The organism is Nocardiopsis sp. M1B1 (assembly GCF_052466615.1).
Genome location: NZ_CP196194.1, coordinates 6,156,249 through 6,174,973, shown reverse-complemented (window position 1 = coordinate 6,174,973; position 18,725 = coordinate 6,156,249). Strand labels below are relative to the sequence as shown.

19 protein-coding genes and 1 pseudogene are annotated in these 18,725 nt (G+C 67.1%); 12 read left to right on the top strand and 8 right to left on the bottom strand.

The window, feature by feature from the left end; genetic code table 11:
* The first annotated feature begins 42 nt into the window (after nucleotides 1–42).
* The gene (locus ACSTA4_RS26825) at nucleotides 43–900 is read left to right on the top strand and encodes a phosphoadenosine phosphosulfate reductase (RefSeq protein ID WP_444961510.1); all 858 of its coding nucleotides are present in this window, start codon (nucleotides 43–45) and stop codon (nucleotides 898–900) included.
* A gap of 250 nt (nucleotides 901–1,150) precedes the next feature.
* A complete protein-coding gene (locus tag ACSTA4_RS26820; protein WP_444961509.1) occupies nucleotides 1,151–2,578 on the top strand; it encodes a pentapeptide repeat-containing protein in 1,428 nt (475 codons plus the stop codon).
* A gap of 14 nt (nucleotides 2,579–2,592) precedes the next feature.
* Here ACSTA4_RS26820 and ACSTA4_RS26815 read toward each other — a convergent pair whose 3' ends face one another.
* From ACSTA4_RS26815 to ACSTA4_RS26805, 3 genes and pseudogenes are all read right to left on the bottom strand, one after another.
* Nucleotides 2,593–2,997 carry a hypothetical protein gene (locus tag ACSTA4_RS26815; protein ID WP_444961508.1) on the bottom strand — a complete coding sequence of 135 codons (405 nt, stop codon included), beginning with the start codon at nucleotides 2,995–2,997 and terminating at the stop codon, nucleotides 2,593–2,595.
* 813 nt (nucleotides 2,998–3,810) lie between these two features.
* Entirely contained in the window at nucleotides 3,811–4,785 is a 975-nt protein-coding gene (locus ACSTA4_RS26810; protein WP_444964313.1) for a hypothetical protein, read from the bottom strand.
* A 42-nt stretch (nucleotides 4,786–4,827) separates the two neighbouring features.
* Nucleotides 4,828–5,007: pseudogene (locus ACSTA4_RS26805) on the bottom strand (helix-turn-helix domain-containing protein); the annotation flags it as partial.
* Nucleotides 5,008–5,099: 92 nt separating this feature from the next.
* On the opposite strand from ACSTA4_RS26805, the gene ACSTA4_RS26800 reads away from it, so the two are divergent.
* The 3 genes from ACSTA4_RS26800 to folE all read left to right on the top strand — a co-directional run bounded on the left by ACSTA4_RS26800 (nucleotide 5,100) and on the right by folE (nucleotide 7,059).
* Nucleotides 5,100–5,804 carry an HAD family hydrolase gene (locus ACSTA4_RS26800; RefSeq protein ID WP_444961507.1) on the top strand — a complete coding sequence of 235 codons (705 nt, stop codon included), beginning with the start codon at nucleotides 5,100–5,102 and terminating at the stop codon, nucleotides 5,802–5,804.
* A gap of 263 nt (nucleotides 5,805–6,067) precedes the next feature.
* Nucleotides 6,068–6,478 (top strand): dihydroneopterin aldolase, encoded by a 411-nt coding sequence (locus ACSTA4_RS26795; protein WP_444961506.1) that lies wholly within the window; start codon nucleotides 6,068–6,070, stop codon nucleotides 6,476–6,478.
* Nucleotides 6,479–6,534: 56 nt separating this feature from the next.
* Nucleotides 6,535–7,059, top strand: coding sequence for a GTP cyclohydrolase I (gene folE, locus ACSTA4_RS26790; RefSeq protein WP_444961505.1), 525 nt, complete (start codon nucleotides 6,535–6,537; stop codon nucleotides 7,057–7,059).
* Between the two features lies 1 nt (nucleotide 7,060).
* Here the strand turns inward: folE and ACSTA4_RS26785 are convergent, their stop codons facing one another.
* On the bottom strand, nucleotides 7,061–8,260 hold the full coding sequence (locus ACSTA4_RS26785; RefSeq protein WP_444961504.1) for a helix-turn-helix domain-containing protein: 1,200 nt from the start codon (nucleotides 8,258–8,260) through the stop codon (nucleotides 7,061–7,063).
* Between the two features lie 596 nt (nucleotides 8,261–8,856).
* Here ACSTA4_RS26785 and ACSTA4_RS26780 point away from each other — a divergent pair.
* Nucleotides 8,857–10,194, top strand: coding sequence for an ATP phosphoribosyltransferase regulatory subunit (locus ACSTA4_RS26780; RefSeq protein ID WP_444961503.1), 1,338 nt, complete (start codon nucleotides 8,857–8,859; stop codon nucleotides 10,192–10,194).
* Nucleotides 10,188–11,234 carry a polyprenyl synthetase family protein gene (locus ACSTA4_RS26775; RefSeq protein WP_444961502.1) on the top strand — a complete coding sequence of 349 codons (1,047 nt, stop codon included), beginning with the start codon at nucleotides 10,188–10,190 and terminating at the stop codon, nucleotides 11,232–11,234. Before ACSTA4_RS26780 ends, ACSTA4_RS26775 begins: the two co-directional genes overlap by 7 nt.
* A gap of 1 nt (nucleotide 11,235) precedes the next feature.
* Here the strand turns inward: ACSTA4_RS26775 and ACSTA4_RS26770 are convergent, their stop codons facing one another.
* Entirely contained in the window at nucleotides 11,236–12,171 is a 936-nt protein-coding gene (locus ACSTA4_RS26770; RefSeq protein ID WP_444961501.1) for a phosphotransferase family protein, read from the bottom strand.
* Entirely contained in the window at nucleotides 12,168–13,418 is a 1,251-nt protein-coding gene (gene hisS, locus ACSTA4_RS26765; protein ID WP_444961500.1) for a histidine--tRNA ligase, read from the bottom strand. The genes ACSTA4_RS26770 and hisS overlap by 4 nt, the downstream gene beginning before the upstream one ends.
* 346 nt (nucleotides 13,419–13,764) lie before the next feature.
* Here hisS and fxlM point away from each other — a divergent pair, with 346 nt between their 5' ends.
* Complete coding sequence (gene fxlM, locus ACSTA4_RS26760; RefSeq protein ID WP_444961499.1) at nucleotides 13,765–15,024, top strand: methyltransferase, FxLD system; 1,260 nt, start codon at nucleotides 13,765–13,767, stop codon at nucleotides 15,022–15,024.
* 124 nt (nucleotides 15,025–15,148) lie between these two features.
* Here the strand turns inward: fxlM and ACSTA4_RS26755 are convergent, their stop codons facing one another.
* Entirely contained in the window at nucleotides 15,149–15,493 is a 345-nt protein-coding gene (locus ACSTA4_RS26755) for a DUF397 domain-containing protein (RefSeq protein WP_444964283.1), read from the bottom strand.
* A 41-nt stretch (nucleotides 15,494–15,534) separates the two neighbouring features.
* Entirely contained in the window at nucleotides 15,535–16,389 is an 855-nt protein-coding gene (locus ACSTA4_RS26750) for a helix-turn-helix domain-containing protein (RefSeq protein WP_444961498.1), read from the bottom strand.
* A 472-nt stretch (nucleotides 16,390–16,861) separates the two neighbouring features.
* Here ACSTA4_RS26750 and ACSTA4_RS26745 point away from each other — a divergent pair, with 472 nt between their 5' ends.
* The 4 genes from ACSTA4_RS26745 (at nucleotide 16,862) to ACSTA4_RS26730 (ending at nucleotide 18,645) form a co-directional block, all read left to right on the top strand.
* Nucleotides 16,862–17,254 carry an ATP-binding protein gene (locus tag ACSTA4_RS26745; RefSeq protein WP_444961497.1) on the top strand — a complete coding sequence of 131 codons (393 nt, stop codon included), beginning with the start codon at nucleotides 16,862–16,864 and terminating at the stop codon, nucleotides 17,252–17,254.
* Between the two features lie 10 nt (nucleotides 17,255–17,264).
* Nucleotides 17,265–17,489 carry a hypothetical protein gene (locus ACSTA4_RS26740; RefSeq protein WP_444961496.1) on the top strand — a complete coding sequence of 75 codons (225 nt, stop codon included), beginning with the start codon at nucleotides 17,265–17,267 and terminating at the stop codon, nucleotides 17,487–17,489.
* A gap of 128 nt (nucleotides 17,490–17,617) precedes the next feature.
* A complete protein-coding gene (locus ACSTA4_RS26735; RefSeq protein ID WP_444961495.1) occupies nucleotides 17,618–18,115 on the top strand; it encodes a hypothetical protein in 498 nt (165 codons plus the stop codon).
* A 44-nt stretch (nucleotides 18,116–18,159) separates the two neighbouring features.
* Nucleotides 18,160–18,645 carry an ATP-binding protein gene (locus tag ACSTA4_RS26730; protein ID WP_444964282.1) on the top strand — a complete coding sequence of 162 codons (486 nt, stop codon included), beginning with the start codon at nucleotides 18,160–18,162 and terminating at the stop codon, nucleotides 18,643–18,645.
* Nucleotides 18,646–18,725 lie beyond the last annotated feature (80 nt).

Below are 18,725 nucleotides of genomic sequence, written 5' to 3'. Positions count from 1 at the left end.
TATCTCACATCTACTGTTCTTCTCACGATGCGGGAGCTCTACATGTCCAGCAACAGCAGCCAGCCGTCGCCGGAGCCGCCTCATCCTGAGCGGGTGACTGACCGTATGAAGGTCGTCTCCTACGGGGGAGGAGTCCAGTCCACGGCTCTCCTCGTTCTCGCCGCCCAGAGAAGGATCGACTACCGAATCTTCCTGTTCGCCAACGTGGGCGACGATAGTGAGCACCCGGCTACCCTCGAGTACCTGCGTCAGGTCGCCGCTCCCTTTGCCGCAAAGCACGGGCTTGAGATCAAGCAGCTGGCCAAGACGAGGCGAGACGGCACCACTGAGACCTTGATGGGCCAGCTCATCAAGCCCGAAGCTCGCTCTATCCCGATCCCCGTACGTATGCATAACGGCGCACCGGGGCGACGCGCCTGTACAGCAGATTTCAAGATCAAGGTTGTTGGCCGCTGGCTGCGTACTCAGGGCGTCACCGCTGCCGCGCCTGCGGATGTGGCCATAGGAATCTCTCTCGACGAGATCCATCGTGCCAACCGTCGCCGTGCTGAGGAGTACGAACGCATCGAGTATCCGCTACTTGACCTTGGACTACGCCGTGCTGATTGTGAGCAGATCATTTCGGAAGCTGGACTTCCCGTCCCCCCGAAGAGTGCCTGTTTCTTCTGTCCGTTCAAGACGGTTGGGTCGTGGCGCCAGCAGCGGTTGGAGGAACCTGAGTTGTTCGCCAAGTCAGTGCGCCTGGAAAAGGTGATCAACGAACGCCGACGCTTGCTCGGTCGTGACGAGGTCTTCCTAAGTAGGTACGGGCGTCCGCTTGACGAAGCTATTGCTGTGCCGGATTCACAGGTTGTGGATAACGAGACCGCTGCCTGTGACTCGGGGTGGTGCATGACATGAGGGGACTCTAAGGAAGCGCTACATTGCCTGGCGGAGTACATGTGAGAGCCTCCACCGCACCCGGAGCGATGTTTAGCGACAGCGTTGTGTCACTGGAAACGACAGCTCTCTGTCACCGGTGACGACAAACCACTGTCACTGCTGTTGAGTGCAGCGGGATGTCAGTGCCGTACAATCCGGTCCTGGGTAAAGGGCGACCAGCTCTGGCCAGGTTTCCACGCCCCCGCCGTCGACTGGCTACGGTCGCACCATGGCCATAACACCCCCCGCCGACACCAACTCGTGGCGGAAACGCTTCAAGGAACGAACCGCCCGAGCCATAGCGGTCCTTCGCGAACGGCGCGTGGGCCTGTCCTGGAACGGGATCATCATCGGCGGGCTTGGGGCTGGTGTGGCGCTGTGGCCTTTAATCAGAGCGGTATGGGACCTGCTCGGCCTCACCACCGGACAGACCTGGCGCCTGGGGTTCCTGGGGGCGTGCACGCTGGTCCTGGCAGCCGGGGTGGTGGGGGTGGCCTGGAAGCGCACTTCCCCGGTCAGACTGGTCTGGCTGATTCTGACCGCATGGCTGGTCGCCGCGGGCGCGGTCGCGGTCCTGACCGCCCTGGCCTGGCTGGTGCTGGGCACCCCCAACTGGCAGCCGCTTAAGGACCTCACCCCCAAACACTTGGACGCCATCACCACCCGCGCCTTCGCCATCGTGGCCGGCCTTGGCGGTGTGGCGCTTCTGGTGATCGCCTACCGGCGCCAGCGCACTAGCGAGAACGGTGAGCAGCGCGAGGTCACCAAGCTGTTCACCGAACGGTTCACCACGGCTGTAGGGCAGCTCGGAGAGGAAGAGCCCGCGGTGCGGCTGGGCGGAGTGCACGCCCTAGCCCACCTGGCCGACGACGCCCCTGAAGGCCGTGACGACTTGGTTCAGATGGTCATCGACGTGCTCTGCGCCTACCTGCGTATGCCCTACACCCCCGACCCCGGGCCGGTGCCCCAGGACGCCACCGAGGAAAGGAAGGCCGAACACCGCGAGTACAAGCTGGAGTTCGCCTCCTTCCGCCAAGTGCGGCACACCATCATCCGCATCATCGGCAACCACCTTCGCGAGGACACTCGCTGGCGTGGTAAGAACTACGACTTCACGGGAGTCGTCTTTGACGGTGGCAACCTGCACGGTGCCCACTTCTCTGGCGGGGTGGTGGACTTCGGTGGGGCCGAATTCATCAGCGGGGAGGTGGATTTCCACGGGGCCACGTTCATCGGCGCGACGGTGGATTTCCATGAGGCCAAGTTCACCGGTGGGTGGGTGCACTTCGGTGGGGCCACGTTCACTGGAGGGTGGGTGCACTTCGGTGGGGCCACGTTCACTGGAGGGAAAGTGACCTTCGGGTCTGTGTTCTCCGGCGGGGTGGTGGACTTCGGTTGGGCTGAGTTCGCCGACGGGGAGGTGGACTTCAGTGGGGCTGAGTTCACCGGCGGGAGGGTGGAGTTCGGCGGAGCCATGTTTTTCGGCGGAACGCTGGACTTCAGCAAGGCATCAGGCACATGTCCCAGCGGGCTCCTGGAAACGATGGAGAGCGGAGAGTCCGGAGTGGCGCTGGTGTCTGAGCTCTGGCAACCGACTGTCAAAGGAAACGGTGATCAGGAGGGCCCAGCCACGTTTGCTGATGCACACGACCACTGATACCCCTGCTGCGCTCAACACGATAGCGACAGCCCGCTGTCACCGCTCCCTGTTCTGTCGCCGCGCGGAGTGAGGCTGTAGAGCACCTCCGGTGCCAGCGCCAGACCTTCCTCGACGGACCCGCCCACCAGCCCCAGCTTGAGCAGGTCCGCGATCGCGGCGTCGTCGTGGCCGTTGGGGCTGGAGCCCGCCAGGAGGGCCTCCAGGACTCTGACGTGCGTCTGCGGGAGGGTGCCGCCCACGGCAACGACGACGCCGTCCAGCGCGGTGCGTTGGCCTGGGGTGAGCAGGTCCGTTCGCGAGGCCAGCGTGTAGGTGTCGGCTCCCACTCTCCGCAGTGCGTAGGGGCCGACCAGGTCGGTGTGGGCCTGGAGGTGTTCGACGGTCGCCGGGCGCGGGGAAGTCCCACCCCAGGGCACCTGCGGTCTCTTCGACGGACAGCGGCACCCCGGCGTGCAACAGCGCCGCCACCATGGTTCGCGCGTCCTGGGCGACATCCCCGGGCGGTTCGTCTTCGGTCCTACCTGGTGCGTGTCGACGCGGGGAGCATAGCTCGTCCAGTTCCCCGAGAAGGTCGCTGGGGTGCAGGTCCAACCGTTGGCACAGTTGGATCAGGGCGGCCACCGGCAGGGCGCGCAGCCGGTCCTCATCGCTGGTGCGACGGCGGTCGAGGTCGTCGCGCTCGAGCTGGTGGGGGTGGACGCCAAGTAGGTCGGCGATCTCCCAGGAGGTGATGCCGCCGATGGTACTCCAGTTGCTTGCGCTGCTTTTGGCCCTGTCCGTGGCCGTGCACATCGGCTGCGCCGGAGCCTTCATTGCCTGGCGGGGCGGTACTCGCCCCGCTAGTGCTCTTCTGGTCGGCGCGAGCGCCGCCGGAGCCGTCTGCGCCCTGTACCTGACGGCCGTGGGCGCCTACTACTGACCGCCCCTGTACTCCCCACAGCTCGGCAGTCCTGCCTGTTCAGGTGCTGCCGAGCCGCGTTTCGTTCGGGTTCCTCCGGCTTCCTCGGAAAGCTGGCGATAGATGCTGTCGCAGTTGGTGACGTTCTCCCGTCGTTCAACACTCACCGCAGAGGGACGCATGAAGAGCCGGCACACCGTGCCCCTCGGTGAGGTCGACGCCGTGCGTCGTATCCATCGAAGCGACCTGCCCCGCCACTGACGCCCCCACTGCGCAGCGCACTGTCATGTCCGCTGCGCTCAACAGGACCTGCCAGGAGTTGGGAAACTTCTCAACCAGCGAGGATCGCTTCCTCGATGCCCAGGCGCCTGGTCAATCCGACAGCTTGGGTACGGATCGAAGGCCGGGCTTGGTGTAGAACCCGCCGTAACGTGTCGTGCGCGTCGCTGTTGTAACGCAGGTCCTCCGCGCCGGTCGTCTCCGCCTGCAACAGGTACAGCATCGCCGCCCCGGGGTCGAAGCGGAGGACATGGCCACGCGCCAGATCCAGGGACCACGTGGTGTGGCGTTCACGTGAAGCGAGGGGAGAGGTGTCGATCCGGTCCGCCAGGGTCAGAGCCGACGCGGCCTGACCGTCCTCCAGCTCGATACTGACCGCGTGCAGGGCCACGTTGGAGGGCCCGAAACAGGTCCTTCCCACGTTGGTCTCACCGGTCTTCTCCGCCAGGGGCGCCGCCCGGTCGTTGATCCATTCCAATGCCGTGAACTTGTCCCCTGAGCGGGCCTGGGCCACCGCCGCTGTCAGCCACAGGGCGCCCGTGATCGCACCAGCGTCACGGTTTCTGGTCGAGGACACCTGGGAAATGGCGTCGAGCGCGACATCCCGCGCCGCGCCGTGCTCTCCAAGGGCGAGGAGGGCGTGACTGCTGTTCCAGCGAGCTGTCGCCAGCCGAACAGGGTCGCACGATCGCTCGGCCGCGCGGGTTCCCCGGTCGGCTGCCAGCAGTGCGAGTTCCTTACGGTTGGTCCTGCGTGCCACGGTCCGCAGGAGCCCGTAGGCGTCGGCAGCCAGACGCTGGTCGTCCGGATCTGTGGATTGAGAACAGTTCTGGGTAACTGACCTGATCAAAGGCGCGATGAGAGGAAAGATGCGACTGTAGCGATCTGGTGCTCCCTGCCATACGTTCCATGCGTGATCGACGCGTTCGCGCAGATCAGAAAGTCGAAGCCCCTGTTGGTCCTTATCCGTGGAACTCGTGTGGAGGGCATGATGCAGGTCCGAGGTGAGCTGGGTCTCAGTTGGCACGCGAGTGGGTTCCTTGGTTCCGCTGAGGAGTTGCGCCACTGGGACCGAAAGAGCTGTGGCCAGGGCTTCGACCGTGTCGAGTGACGGAGTGCGGTTCCCACGTTCTATCTGACCGACGTATTCGGGGTTCAGTCCAGCAAGTCCCGCTATGACCGCTTGGGATTTGCCCTGACGCGAACGGTGCCATCGCAACCGCCGTGCGAACGTCTTCCCCAGAGACATCGACAAGCCCTTCACGGTGGAGCGTGGATGAGGAGCCCATAGTAGAACTGCCTCCCCGGCTGTCGACCCCTTCTTCCCCATTCGGAGACATGATGTCCAATCACCTGTTCGTACTCTGGGACGTCGACCACACCTTGCTCGAAACGAGGGGTGTCGGCCGTAAGGTTTTCGCCGAAGCGTTCGAAAGCGCAACCGGTCAGCCCATGTCCGCTGGTATGGCCACAGCCTTGGGCCATACCGAACCAGTCCTCCTGGAGGAGACCCTCCACCTCAACGGCATGCGGTGTCCGGACGAAGGCCTCTTCGAGCGCTTCGCGCGTGCGCAGGTCGCTGCCTACCGCCAGCACGCGGAGGAGCTGCGGGAGCGGGGACGCGTTCTGCCCGGGGTGGAAGGAACGCTGGAAGCGCTGAGCCGTCAGCCGAACATCATCCAGAGTGTGCTCACGGGGAACACCAGAGGCGCTGCCGAGGTCAAGCTTGCCGTGTTCGGGCTTGACCGTTGGCTCGACCTCGACATCGGTGCTTACGGAGACGACGACGTGAACCGGTCCGCTCTTGTCGGTTTCGCACGCCAGCGGTCCGAGGCCAAGCTCGGAGAGGCCTTTTCGGCTTCCGACATCATTCTCATCGGGGACACGCCTCGGGACGTTGAGGCCGGGCACCTCGCAGGTGTCCGTGTCATCGGGGTCGCCTCGGGGGCGAGCCCTGTTCAGGAGCTTCAGAGCGCGGGAGCCGACTACACGATCGAATCCCTGGATGGAACAGACATATTCGACATCTTCTCCGCGTTTCTTTGACCCTCGTGAAGCAGCGTCATCTTCCTTTGGCTCCCTCTGAAGCCAAGCGGGCCGAACATCACCACACCGCTAAGGACTTACCGCAAGCAACCTCCGTTTTACCTGGTTGCTCGGTTTCCTAGCTCTGAGCTAGGCCCTGCTGATGGCTGGGAGGAACGCAACAGGATCTCCGTAATGTTGCTCGTCCCCTACACCGGGTGCCTTTTCTGCGCACCGGGTGTAGGGCTTCGCTCTGCTAACCCCCAGCAACTTGACGGAGAGCCATGGACGAGATCGAAATCGACGGCCTACGACTGCGCTGTGTCATCGGCTGCAGCGACGAGGAACGCCGTGATCGCAGCGACGTGGTGATCGACCTGCGCATCAGGACGAACACCCGCCAGGCCGCGCGCAGCGACCGCCTGGAGGACGCGTGGAACTACCGCACCCCCACCAAGGCGATCATCCGCGCGGTGCAGGCCGAACACGCCTGGAACACCGTCGAGGCGCTGGCCACCGAAATCGCCCGCATCGTCGTCGTCGACCACGGCGCACCCCATGTGAGGGTGCGCGTTCACAAACCCGGTGCCCTGCGGTTCGCCGACAGTGTCGGTGTGGTGATCGAGCGGGCCCCGCAGGACTTCCGCTCCCCGTTCACCGGGCAGGTCTCGCAGCCCGAGGCGGTGGCCGTATGAGCGTCGAGACCGTGAGGAGCGGCGGTTCGTCGTGCGGTGAAGGAGGCGGATCCGTCGTGGACGTGACGCGAGCGACCAGTGCCGCGGCCGCGCTGCTCACCGCGTTCGGGCTGGACGTGTCCGCCGAGTCGACCAAACGCACTCCGGAGCGGATGGTCAACGCCTACCGGGAACTGCTCACCCCCCGCGAGTTCGACCTGACCACGTTCCCCAACGACGAGAAATACGACGAGCTGCTCCTTCAGCGGGACATCTCTTTCGTGAGCCTGTGCGAACACCACGCCCTGCCCTTCACCGGCAAGGCCACGGTCGGCTACCTGCCGGGGGACCGGATCGTGGGGTTGTCGAAGCTCGCCCGGGTGGTGGAGCTGTTCTCGCGCCGCCCCCAGGTGCAGGAGCGTCTGACCAAGCAGATCGCCGTGTGGTTGGACGAGCACCTTTCTCCCAAGGGAGTGGGGGTGGTGCTGCGCGCCGAGCACACCTGCATGACGCTGCGCGGGGTCCAGGCCCCGGGGACCAGTTCAGAATCTCTGGGCCCCTTCGTCTCTTTTTGTGGGAAGCCCGATCGCCGCGATGGTTGAGTCAGGATTTGAGCCCCAGCCAGTGCGCGAAGTGAGCGGCGTTGCCGGATGTGCGGCGTTGCTTGGCGGTGATGGCGTGTATGGTCTCGCGGACATGCGGGTGGTAGCGCGTCTGCTGCGGTGCCGCCTGTCGAGCCCGGTACAGGGCGTTCAAAGCCGCAGAGCTGTCACCGGACAAGACCCAGGCCCTGGCCACGTCCTGCCAGTGACGGCCGACACGCGTCGCTGTCACGTCAGCTGGAAGGCGCAGCCGCGAACCGTCCCGAGCAGCTCGCCCAGGGTCGCCAACATCGAGCTCCACGGCGATTCGGTGGATCGCCACGTTCCCCGGGCCCATGTTGGTGTCGTAGACCGGGGACTCGTGCCCGATCAGAGCGGCCAGCCGTTCGGCTTCCCGCAAGTGCTCCGCGGCCCGATCCCGATTGCGGGACCGAGCTGCCAGGACCGCTCCCCTCAGATGTGCGGCCCCCGCCAGCGCGAGTCGGGCCTCCTCCTCGGGCGGTCCGATCAGGTTCAGGGAACGCTGCACATAGCGCTGACCGGACTCGTACGCCGAGTGGGACATCAGCAGCAGCGCGCGCTGCTGTGCGGCGTGGGCGGCCAGCAGGGGTTGCCCCGACGGGGCGGCGGCGGTCTCCATCCGGTCCAGGAGGGCCGAGGCGATGACCAGCCAGCCGAACCGATAGCTCAGTTGCGCGGCGTTGGCGTAGGCCCGGGCGAGCAGCCGGTGGGCGTGCTCGCGCTCCGCGCCAGGCGGACTCGATTCAGTCAAGCCATGCAGTTGTCGGAGCAGGACCGGAACCTTCGCCAGCGCACGACGGGCCTGATCCTGGTGACGGTGGCCTTGTACCGCCGCCAAGTCAGCGCTGAGTTCGTCCGCGGACGTGGGGTCGAGCGGTTCCACGTAGTTGCCCTCAGCGAGGATCGCCTGGAGTTCGGCAGCGCCGGGAAGCCCGCCACCGTCTTGAGCCAGCAGTTGGTGGTAGGGCTGGCCGTACAACTCCTGGGGCTCGATACTCAGCGCCTTGGCCACCGCTGCGACGAATTCAGGCGACGCGGGCTCCCGGCCCTGCTCGACCGCCCGGACCATGCTCACGCTGTAGTGGGACTTCTGCGCCAACTGCCGCTGGTTCACTCCGGCGATCTTGCGGGCTACCGCGACCCGATCGCCGATCGGCACGTCGTCATCGGTGATGGACATCGGCGCTCCCTTTCGCGGCTTCTCGTGTACGAGCCTACGCACTCGCGACTGCCTATCCCAGGGGACTGGTACTTCGCTGATACTTCGCCCCGCCGAAGCAGGCCTACCGTCGAGCATCAGGTTCCTACACCCCCTGGTCACGTACCTCCAAGGCTCCTGAAGCCATGGGACGTCTGCGCCTCGACCACCTGATCTGACTCCGCAACCGGCACACATGTAGCGCCAAGCCCGCCTCGGGCTGACTTCATCCCTACAGGCCGCTCCGCGAGGAGAGTCATGAGCAACCGCCCGCCGCGTCTTCGCGGCACGTTCGCGACCGGCAGGAAGTCCGTCTTCCGCGCTGGGCTGGCTTCAAGCTCGTCACCCGCACCGTGGCCGAACTGGACGATGTCGGCACCATCGTCGACCAGCACGGCCTGAGTCCGGTCCACGTAATGCCGAAGAGCGCCACCGCGGAAGGCCTCATCGCCACCACCCGCGCGCGGAGGTATCGGCGCGGCGGCACAACCCCGAACCCACCCGTGTCGCCGCGCCCCCACACCGGCCACTCACGACCCGAGACCACACGACAAGACACCCCAAGGAACGGAGCCCCAGTGTCACAGACCCCCCGTAACACCCAGCCCTTCGTGGGAACCCGCGACAGGTTCGGCCCCGAGCTGCGCCAGCGCGACTACGCCCAGTCCGTCCTGGCCCAGTACGCTCACACCCGCGGATACGACCGCCTCGAAGTCCCCGCCCTGGAGCGCAAGGCGTCCTTCAGCCGTCAGGTCGTCGGCGCCTCGCCCTGGCCCGAATGGAACCCCAAGGGCGTCTTCGAGCTCGACGTCCCCGACTACGGGTCCGGCCACACCCGCACCCACCAGAACACCCCGGCCGTGCTGATCCCCGAGGGCACGGTCTCCGTCGCCCGCTGGCTGGCCTCGGTCCTGCCCACCCAGACCCTGCCGCTGAAGGTCTTCTACGACCTCCCGTGCTGGCGCAACGAAGCGGTCGACACCCTCTCCCAGGGCAAGGCTCGCGAGTTCCGCCAGTTCGGCGCTGAGATCCTCGGAGTCGCATCCGCCGCGGCCGACGCCGAGATCATCACCTTCATCGACGGGGCTCTCCACGCGCTGGGCGCACCGGAGAACTCGGTCCGCGTCCGGATCAGCGACGTCGGCCTCTTCCGTGCTCTGTCAGAGCACAGCGGCTTCGAGGAAACGACCACGATCGCTGTGAAGGAATGCCTCGACGCTCTGGCCGAATGCCGGGCGGGCAAGGACTCCGACCGGGCCACCGACCTCAGCGCCCGCCTGGACGCGTTGCTCGCGAACTGCCCCGCCGAGACGGTGGAACGCTGGCAGGCGATGGCCCACCACGACTCCGGCGACGTCGACTCCCACCTCCTGGCCACGCTGGACGACGTGGCGCCGGGACATCTGGGACGACTCGCGTCGATGGCCCATGCCCTCAGGAAGGCAGGCCTGAACGCGGTGGTGGACCTGGGCGTAGTGCGCAGCCACGAGTACTACACCGGTCTGGCCTTCGAGGTGGACGTCGTCCTGCCGGACGCCAGCTTCGTGGAGATCGCCGGCGGCGGTCGCTACGACCACCTCATCGGCCACTTCGCCTCCGATGGCCCCGGAAGGGTTCCGGCGAGCGGCTTCGCCTTCGGAATCGAACGCCTCCTGGCTGTCATGGACGCCTGCGGGACCTTCGCCGACGCGCCCACCCATCAGCGAGCGCACCACTTCGGCCCCAGCACCGCTGACCGGCTCCTCATTCCGGAACCGACCGGCGACCCGGTCGGCGACTACCTACGCGCCCACGCCTCCACCACAGGGAACTCCAACGGCCAGCGCGTGGACCTGTGGGTGGGAGAGGCAACGGACACCGATGCCATCCACCGCTACGCCCAGGCCCGACAGATCCCGGAGACCGCCTCGTGCTGACCACCACACTGCACCGCTTCTCCCCGCCCGTGAACTCCCTGTGGACGCGGACTCTCACCCGCTGGACACAGGACCTGCCACCGCACCTGTCCGGACTGGGGCAGGACTATCTGGCCTATGCCCAGGTCGACTCCCTCCTGCCCCGTCCCGTGTTGGCCCTGGTCGGCGCGGGCCACGACCAGGCGGAATTCACCGACGACCTGACCGAACGGCTCGGCACCGTCGCCCTGGTTCCGCAGGTGGTCAGGGACCTGTTCGCCATCCACGACGACATCGTCGACGGCGACACCGAGAAGTTCGGCCACCCCACCCTGCCCGAGGCTTTCCGGCGCCGCATCGGCTCAGCGGGTAACGGCGCGGCTCTGTTCTGGGGAGACATGCTCCTCTCCCTGACCAGGGACCTGCTGGACGACGCCGACCCGAAGCACCGAGCAGCCCTGTGGGACGTGGTCGTGGAGTGCGTCCGCCGGACCCAGCACGGCCAACTCCAGGAACTGTTGTGGCAGCGGGAACTGGAATCCATCACCACGGACGCGGTTGTGCGCATGTACCGCGACAAGGCGGGGGACTACTGCTACGGCCTTCCCTGGCGCATCGGTCACATCGCCACCGGCGCGGATCCCGACCAACGCGAGGCCGTCGCCCGGGTCCTGGAGACCGTCGGCGCCGCCTCGCAGATCGTGGACGACCTGGCCACCGGGTGCCCGGATCTGATGAACGCGGGCAAGGGCGATGCCGCCGAGATCCGCCATCTGCGCCGAACCCTGCTCCTGGTCGAACTCCACCGGCGCATCCCCGACGATCACCGGCTGCGCCCGGTCATCGAAGGGGACCACGCCACGGACGAACAGACCGAGGAGATCCGTCTGGCGTTCGTCACGACCGGCGCTGCCCAAGCGGCTGCCCGCACCGCTGCTGAACTGGTAGAACAGGCGCTCCGCGACCTGAGCCGTGCCCAGATCGGCGGCGCGGCTCACGCCTACGTCACTGACCTGGCGCACCAGCGAGTGCTCCACGGCCTGCGTCCCGTGCTCGCCTGATTCATTCCCCGAAGCGGTAACGCACCCAGGCCAGGGCGGCATCCGCAGCCCTGGCCTGGAACGCGCGCAGTCTCGCCCCACCCGGGCTCGGCGGCGGAGCCTGACGGCAGGTCCGCGTCCAGTACCCGGCCGCTGCGACGGCGAAGGAGTCCACGGCGGAAGCCGGGGCCGAGGCGAACCGCGTCGAACCCGCTGCTTTCTTCTCAGCCGCCTCAGGCGTGTGTCCGGCCATGATCAGGTGCGGCACCAGCTCCACCGCGTCGATCCACGCCGCACCACGGCACGGGTGCGCCCAGTCGACCAACCACACCCGCTCTCGGGCGTCGATGAGCAACTGGTCCGCGCGCACGTCACCGTGTGTGAGTGTGTCCCCGCCCGCGTGGTCGGTCCACCCCTTCTCCAACGAGGAGAGGCGTTCGAGGTTGGCCAACGTCCAAGGGGTGAGTGCCTGGGGAGGCTGTTCCTTCATGGACGACCACCCGTGGAGGACTGGTGCCAGTACCTCGCCTGCCGTAGGTGCCGCGATGAGCGGGCACGGGGTGAGGTCATCTGCCAGAGCGTCAAGAGCCGAGATCACCGCCGCCACGTCGCCGGAACCGGGCGAGAGGTCCACGTGGCGGCCGTGCACGGCGGTGAACACCACCAACCGCCACCCGTTCTCCCTTCCCTCCCAGACGAGGCGGGGAAGGGCCGAGTCCGCAGGAGCCGACGCGGCCACGGCAGCCTCCGCAGCCAGGGTCGCGCACAGAGGGTGGTCCTCCGGCATCGCCTTGCAGAACAGGGAACGGCCGCTGGCGGTCGTCAGCAGAGACGCCACGGCCGGGGTGTATCCCCCGCTCTGGGAGCGCTCGCTGACAACCTCCTCGCTGAGGGCTCGGGCGACCTTCTCGCGTGCGGCTGCGGGAAGGTCGCCCCACCGGGGCCGGGATGGGCTCACGGGGACAGCGGACGGGGCGCGGCCTCGTCCAGGGCTTGGGCCACCAGATCGAATCCGGCGGTGACCAGCCGTTTGTACACGCCCTTGCCCTTGCCAGCGACGTGCACGGTCTCCACCACATATCCCTGAGCCCGTAGCCGGTCCGCGTGTTCGGCGATCTGTGCCAGGCCCTGGTCAGAGCGCCAGAGCAGCGCCACACGTTGCTCCCTCTGCTCGGAGGCAGGGGTAAGGACCTCGGCCAGGCGCTCGAAGCCGATACTGAACCCGCAAGCGGTGGTCGGCTGGCCGCCGATCCGCCCGATCATTTCGTCGTATCGGCCGCCACCGGCGATGGAGGAGCCCAGACCGGGCGCGGCCACCTCGAAGATCGGCCCGGTGTAGTAGCCCATCCCACGGACCAGGGAAAGATCCATCACCAGCCGCGCCTTGGGCGCTGTCTCAGGCAGAACCACAGCGGAGGCGATCGTACGTAGCTCCTCCAACGGTTCCCCGTCCATCCCCGAGGGCAGCACCTGGGCGAGCTGGTCGGGTGTGGTCGCTGCCTCGGCCTGGGCGAGAACCTTCGACAGGGCGGTGATCGCGGACTGGGAGTGTCCCGCTTCGGCGAGTTCGCGCTCGATCCCCTCCACGCCGATCTTGTCGAGCTTGTCCACCACGATCAGCGTGTGCGCGTGAGTCTCGTCCGCGAACCCGCACGCGGTCAACAGCCCGGTGAGCAGACGGCGGTGGTTGAGCCGGATCGTGAACTCCTGCAGCCCCACCGCGGCCAGAGCGCGGCTACCCGCGCTGAGCAGTTCGATCTCCGCCAGGAGCGAGGCCTCACCGAGGATGTCGATGTCGCACTGGGTGAACTGTCGGTACCTGCCCCGTTGAGGGCGCTCAGCGCGCCATACCGGTCCGATCTGCACCGCGCGGAACGGCGAGGGCAGGTCGGGGGCGTTGGTGGCGTAGAAGCGCGCCAGCGGCACTGTCAGGTCGAACCGCAGGCCAGCGTCCGCCAGGGACGCCACGTCGGTGGCTTCGTTCAGAGAGATGTTCCGGCGCAGGGTCTTGAAGATCAGCTTCTCGTTGTCGCCGCCCTGCCCGGACTCCAGGAAACGCAGGTCCTCCAGCGCGGGGGTCTCGATGGGTCGGTACCCGAACCGGGAGAACTCATGATGGATGGTGGCCTCCAGCCGTTGACGCCGCTCTGCGGCATCGGGCAGGACATCGCGCATACCCCGCACGGGGGACGGGCGTTGGGCCACGATCGCTCTCCTCAGAAATGGTGTGGTCTACGGCGACTGCCGAAGCCCAACCTAACCGGACTCCCGAACGTTTGGGGAGAACCCGGGGACCTGGTCGGGCGGAAACTTCATGCTGATGGCCACGCGGTTGGATTGTTCCGTGCAGAGGGAGTGACTGGGTGTCTTGCCTGGGCCTGGAGCCGGTGACCACTGCTCTCCGTGGCGGTGACCATCTGGTGTGTCCTGCGGTTGCGGATCAATTCGGCCACAGCTGGGAGACAGGCCGGTGAGAGAGCCGGTGGACGCCGCACACGCAGGTTCATCGGAAAACCCTGCGCGCGGGAGCACTGCTGGTTAGCCTGCCAGCGTGACGACCTCCGACACCTCTGCCTCCGCTTCGGACACCGACCGCGTTGATGAGCTGCGCGAACGCATGATCATTCGCCTGCGAGCCATCAACGCCCTGCATTCCGAACCAGTCACCAGAGCGGTGCGCACCGCGCCCCGCCACGCCTTCGCTCCGGAGTTCCCTCTGGATGAGATCTACGACCCGGAGACGGTGCTGCGCACCCGCTTCGCCGCTGACGGCACCGCCACCAGCTCGGTCTCAGCGACCTGGGTGCAGACCCTGATGCTGGAACGCGCCCGACTCCGCCCCGGCATGCGGGTGCTGGAGGTCGGGTCGGGCGGCTACAACGCCGCACTGGTCGCTGAGGTCGTCGGACCCGCCGGATCGGTGACGTCCATCGACATCGACCCCGCGGTCATCGACCGCGCCCGCACCCACCTGACCCAGGCCGGATACGCAGACCGGGTGGAGTTGGTCGTCGGGGACGCCGAACACGGCCACCCCGACGGCGCTCCCTACGATCGGATCATCGTCACGGCCGCCGCCACCGACCTGCCCCCGGCCTGGACCGAGCAGCTCGTCGACGGCGGACGCCTCGTGCTCCCCCTGGGGGTGCGGGGCTTCCAGCGCGTCTACGCCTTCACCCGCCACGGCGCGCTGCTGCTGGGCGAGACCGGCAACCACGCGGGGTTCGTGCCCATGCAGGGTCTGGGCGTTCCCGTTCTCACCACCGTGCCGGTCACCGACACGGTCGAGCTGACCACCGACGCCGACCCTGTGCCTGCACTCGAAGCCCTGCCCGAGGTGTTCGCCCTCCCCGTGCACGAACAGTTCACCGGGGTCCGTATCGCTGGCATGGAACCCTTCGGCACCCTGCAGATGTGGATGGCCACCGGACTGCCGAACTTCGCCACCCTGACCGGTACCGCCGACGATTTCCGCTACCGGCCCATGAACCGGGCCCTGATCCCGGCGATGTGGGACGGGTCCTCACTGGCCTACCTGCTGCTCCCCGCGGTACCCGATGCCTCCGCCACATACGAGTTCGTGGCCTGCGGTCACGGTCCCGACACCGCCTACATGGCCGCCACCATGGCCGACCACGTCCGTCGCTGGGACCGCGACCACCGCGGCGGGCCCGGCCCCCGGTTTCTGGCCCACCCCGGCTTCCCATCTGCGGACGGGATGATTCGCACCCGCCACACCCGTCTGCTGGCTCTGTGGGACCAGGTCGAGGAGGGCCACGGTCTGGACTGGCCTGCTGACCCCGGCAGGTGAGCTTCGTGTGGGTGGGCGCACGCGCCCACCCACACGGTTTCCCGGATAGGGAAGGGACTCGCGCCGAGCTCCGCGCACGCGGAGATGAGTCTGGGTTCGCCTTGGTCGCGGGGGCTGGGACTGTCTACGCGGAGACGAGGACGCCGCGTGGGTGTTCGCCCCTCAGTTCGCCAACCAGGGCGCCCGCGTGGAAGGCGTCCCATTCGGCCTTGGTGTAGGTCAGGGTGGGGGAATTGGGGATGGCGGTGTCGGTGAGGGTAAAGCCGCCGTCAGGGAAGAAAGTGGTGTGCAGGCGTCTGAAGACGGTTCTGCCACTCACGACCTGGCCGAGGAAGTAGTCCCAGTCAGCGTGAGGAACGGTGAGCGTGGGCCCGGCGGGGTTCTTGGTGTCACCGATCTCGATCACGCCCACATACGGGACCCTGACCTGGACACACCCTTGAGGGTTGGTGCTGAGACTCGACTTCACCCATGCCGTAGGCAGAACCTGGTCTTCCTGGGAGGGGCGACTCACTTCAGCTCCTTGAGGGTTTTGGCGAGGTAGTCCGTGGTGTCCTCGGGACTCAGCGCGATCTCTTCCAGTCGCTTCAGCAGGAGCTTACAGCGGCGTACTTCGCGTGGTTTGAGCAGGAAGCTGTTGCCCGTGCTGCCCTCCGCGTGGGCGACCGGGGGCTGGTCCTGGAACTCCAGGAGGGCGACGTTCCCGTTCAAGCCGACGTGTGCCCCCAGCGAGAAGGGGAGCACCTGGATGCTGATGTGGGGCTTCGCCTGTTCCTCGATCAGGTGCTGGATCTGCTCGCGCATCACCTCGGTGCCACTGATCGGCCTCATGAGGGCCGCTTCCTCCATCACTACCGACAGGCGTAGAGGCGGTTCGCGGTCGAAGAGCTCCTTGCGGCGCATCCGGACGTCGACCAGGAGGTCGATGTCCTCCGGAGGCTTGCCGAAGGTAGCTCCATGAAGAACCGCGCTGGCGTACGCCCGGGTCTCCAGCAGGCCATGGACGAGCGTGGTCTCGTAGGCGTGCACGGACACAGCGTCGAGCTCAAGACCGATATAGGTGTCGAATCGGGGAGGTAGGACCTCGTCGTAGGCCTCCCACCAACCGGCTTCGGAAGCGTCGTCCAAGAGTCGGTGTAGTGACTCCCTCTCACCGCTCTCTTCCACCCTGAACAGGTCCAGGAGCTTGTCGAGCTGCTCGGCGTCAGGGACGAGGCTTCCGCCCTCGAACTTGCTGATCGTAGAAGGCGCGCATCCGATGTCCGAGGCGACGCGAGCGCCGGTCAGCTTCCCGTCCGAACGCAGTTTGCGCAGGTGGGCGCCGAGCTTGCGGCGCGCTGCAGCCGGGCTGCGCTGAGCTTCCACGTCGTTCCTCTCATCCCGTTCTCGCGGCTCCGACGACCGGTGGGCACGCCCACTCACCATAAGTCTTGGACCCCCTCAGATATGCCCAGATCCTTCCGGGCACTTGCCAGGAAAGTTCCTGGAATGCATTATGAGATCAGTGAGCGTTCGGTTCATCGCCCTCAGTGACGGGTGTCGGGCGAAAGCTCGCCGCCGGTGAGGGACGTCGCCTGGGGAAACCAGGTGTGTAAGACACCGCCCGGCCTGCATGTTCACGCCGGGGCGAGATCAGTACCTTCCGCGCCGGGTGCCAGTCCATCCCTTCTCTTGGAAGGTCACGATGAGCAGCTTTGACATACCGCGGCAGCGGAGGACGCAAGACGAGGACAGCAGCCCAGCTGTGGGAGGAAGCGACCTGCCCCGACGGGTGTTCAGCGGCAATCGAGGCGTGAGGGTGGCGATCTTCGGCCCGTTGCCCTCGCAGGTGCGGCAGATGCGCGCTTGGTGTCGTAACGGCGTATCCGTGGACCCGCTTCGCGCTCTGCGCGTCGAGTTGGTGGCCAGCGAGCTGGCGACCAACGCGCTGACCCACTCGGCGTCAGGCCAGCTGTGCGGGCACATTCGGGTGGAGATGGAGTCGCTGCCCGGCCGACTCGTCCGTATCTCTGTCACCGATGACGGACCGCGCCCGGGACAGATCGTCTGCCTTCCGCGCTTGTCATCGGAGGTCGACGCTCTGGCGGCGTGCGGACGGGGCCTTCGCCTCGTGGACCGTCTGTCCGTGGAGTGGGGCTGGAACGGTGAGCCCGGTATGCCCCTGACGGTGTGGGCACACATCGATCCCTACGCGCCCGTCCCTGACCCCGACGACGCCGTCGCGGCCTGAGCAGCCCGGAATGGCGTGGGACCGCAGCCAGGACGCCACCCAGTACGAGGCCGCCCGCCTGCTGGAACAACTCCACCAACGCTGGTGGTGGGTGCTGTGGGGGCCGGCTTCGCGCCGCTTCTTCGCCTTCCACCTCGGCCCGCATCGTGTTCCGCCGCTGAGCGCGGCCACACCGCAGCTGCTGGACGCGGTCATCCGCGCCACCGAGCGCGAACTTCGATCCCTTCGACCGTGAGCGGGAAGCGCAGCCCTACCCGGGGCCAATGACACCCGCGCACACAACAGAAAACAAGGTGCCCCGACCGGTGCTCCAACACCGGACCGGGGCGCGATCAACCACCTGAACACAGCAGGAGGAAGACCGTGGAACACCCTATCGGCAGGCACCGCAGGCCCCGCCAGAGTCTGGCCGGGCGTGTGTGGTCGCTGACCGCCGCCGTGTTGGCCATCGCCCTGGCCTACGTGTTCGTTCCCCAACACCACCGACGCCCCAGGCCAGAGCGGACCGCGATCACGCCGTCGCCCCGCCGTCGAGAACTGCCGCCCGCGCTCGTACCCGCCAACCGACGCCCTGTCCATGAGCTGACAGGCTTCCCCAGCGACCAGGTGCGGCGCACGAGGACGACCCAGGCCTTCCCGCATGGGCAGAGCGACCGCCACACACAGGCACCCCGCCCTCGTTCCGGAAACGAGGCTGCCCCCTCCACGCTCGATTCCGCTGGCACGCTGGTCCGGCCCTACATGCCGCCGCTGCCACGAGTCCCGGTCGGTGACCTGCTGGCCGAACCCGTGAAGGAAGAGCCCGACGACTTCGCGGACCTGGCCGCCGTCATCCGCGTCTACCTCGACAGGGTCGGGTGAGCACCATGACGATGACCCTCACTCCTGCCCCGGCTCCGGAACCGATGCCGTCCCCGCCCCGGCGGGCGTCGACCTGGTGGGAGCACCGCGCCTACCGCTCGGACCTGGCCCAGGCCCGTCAGGTCCGCGCCGACCTGCGCGCCGATCTGGCGGGGTTCGATCCCGACCTGGTGGACACCGTGCTGCTGTGCGCGGCCGAGCTGGCCGCCAATGCCGTCAAGTACGCACCCGAGGGCCGGGAGTTCCTGCGGGCCCTCGCCCTCCTGGACGAACGCACGCTGTGGCTGGCCGTGGTGGACGAAGGAGGCGGCACCGGCCTTCCCCGAATCCCGGACGACCGGTCGGACGACGAGTGGTCGTGGGCTGAGGGGCAGCGCGGCCTGATGCTCGTCGACTCCCTCGCCCAGACTTGGGGCCACTATCCGGTGGGACCTGGCAGCGCCCGTCTGGGCCTCGGAGTCTGGGCGACCTTCCCGGTGTCACCCGACGAACGCTCCTCCGGGCTTCCGAGGTTCGTGATGAACAGCTGACCAGGCTCTGAACCTGGATCGCCGTGGGCGGCGCCTGTCACGGGCGCCGCCCACCGTCATGTCTGGAAGCCGTTTTACTG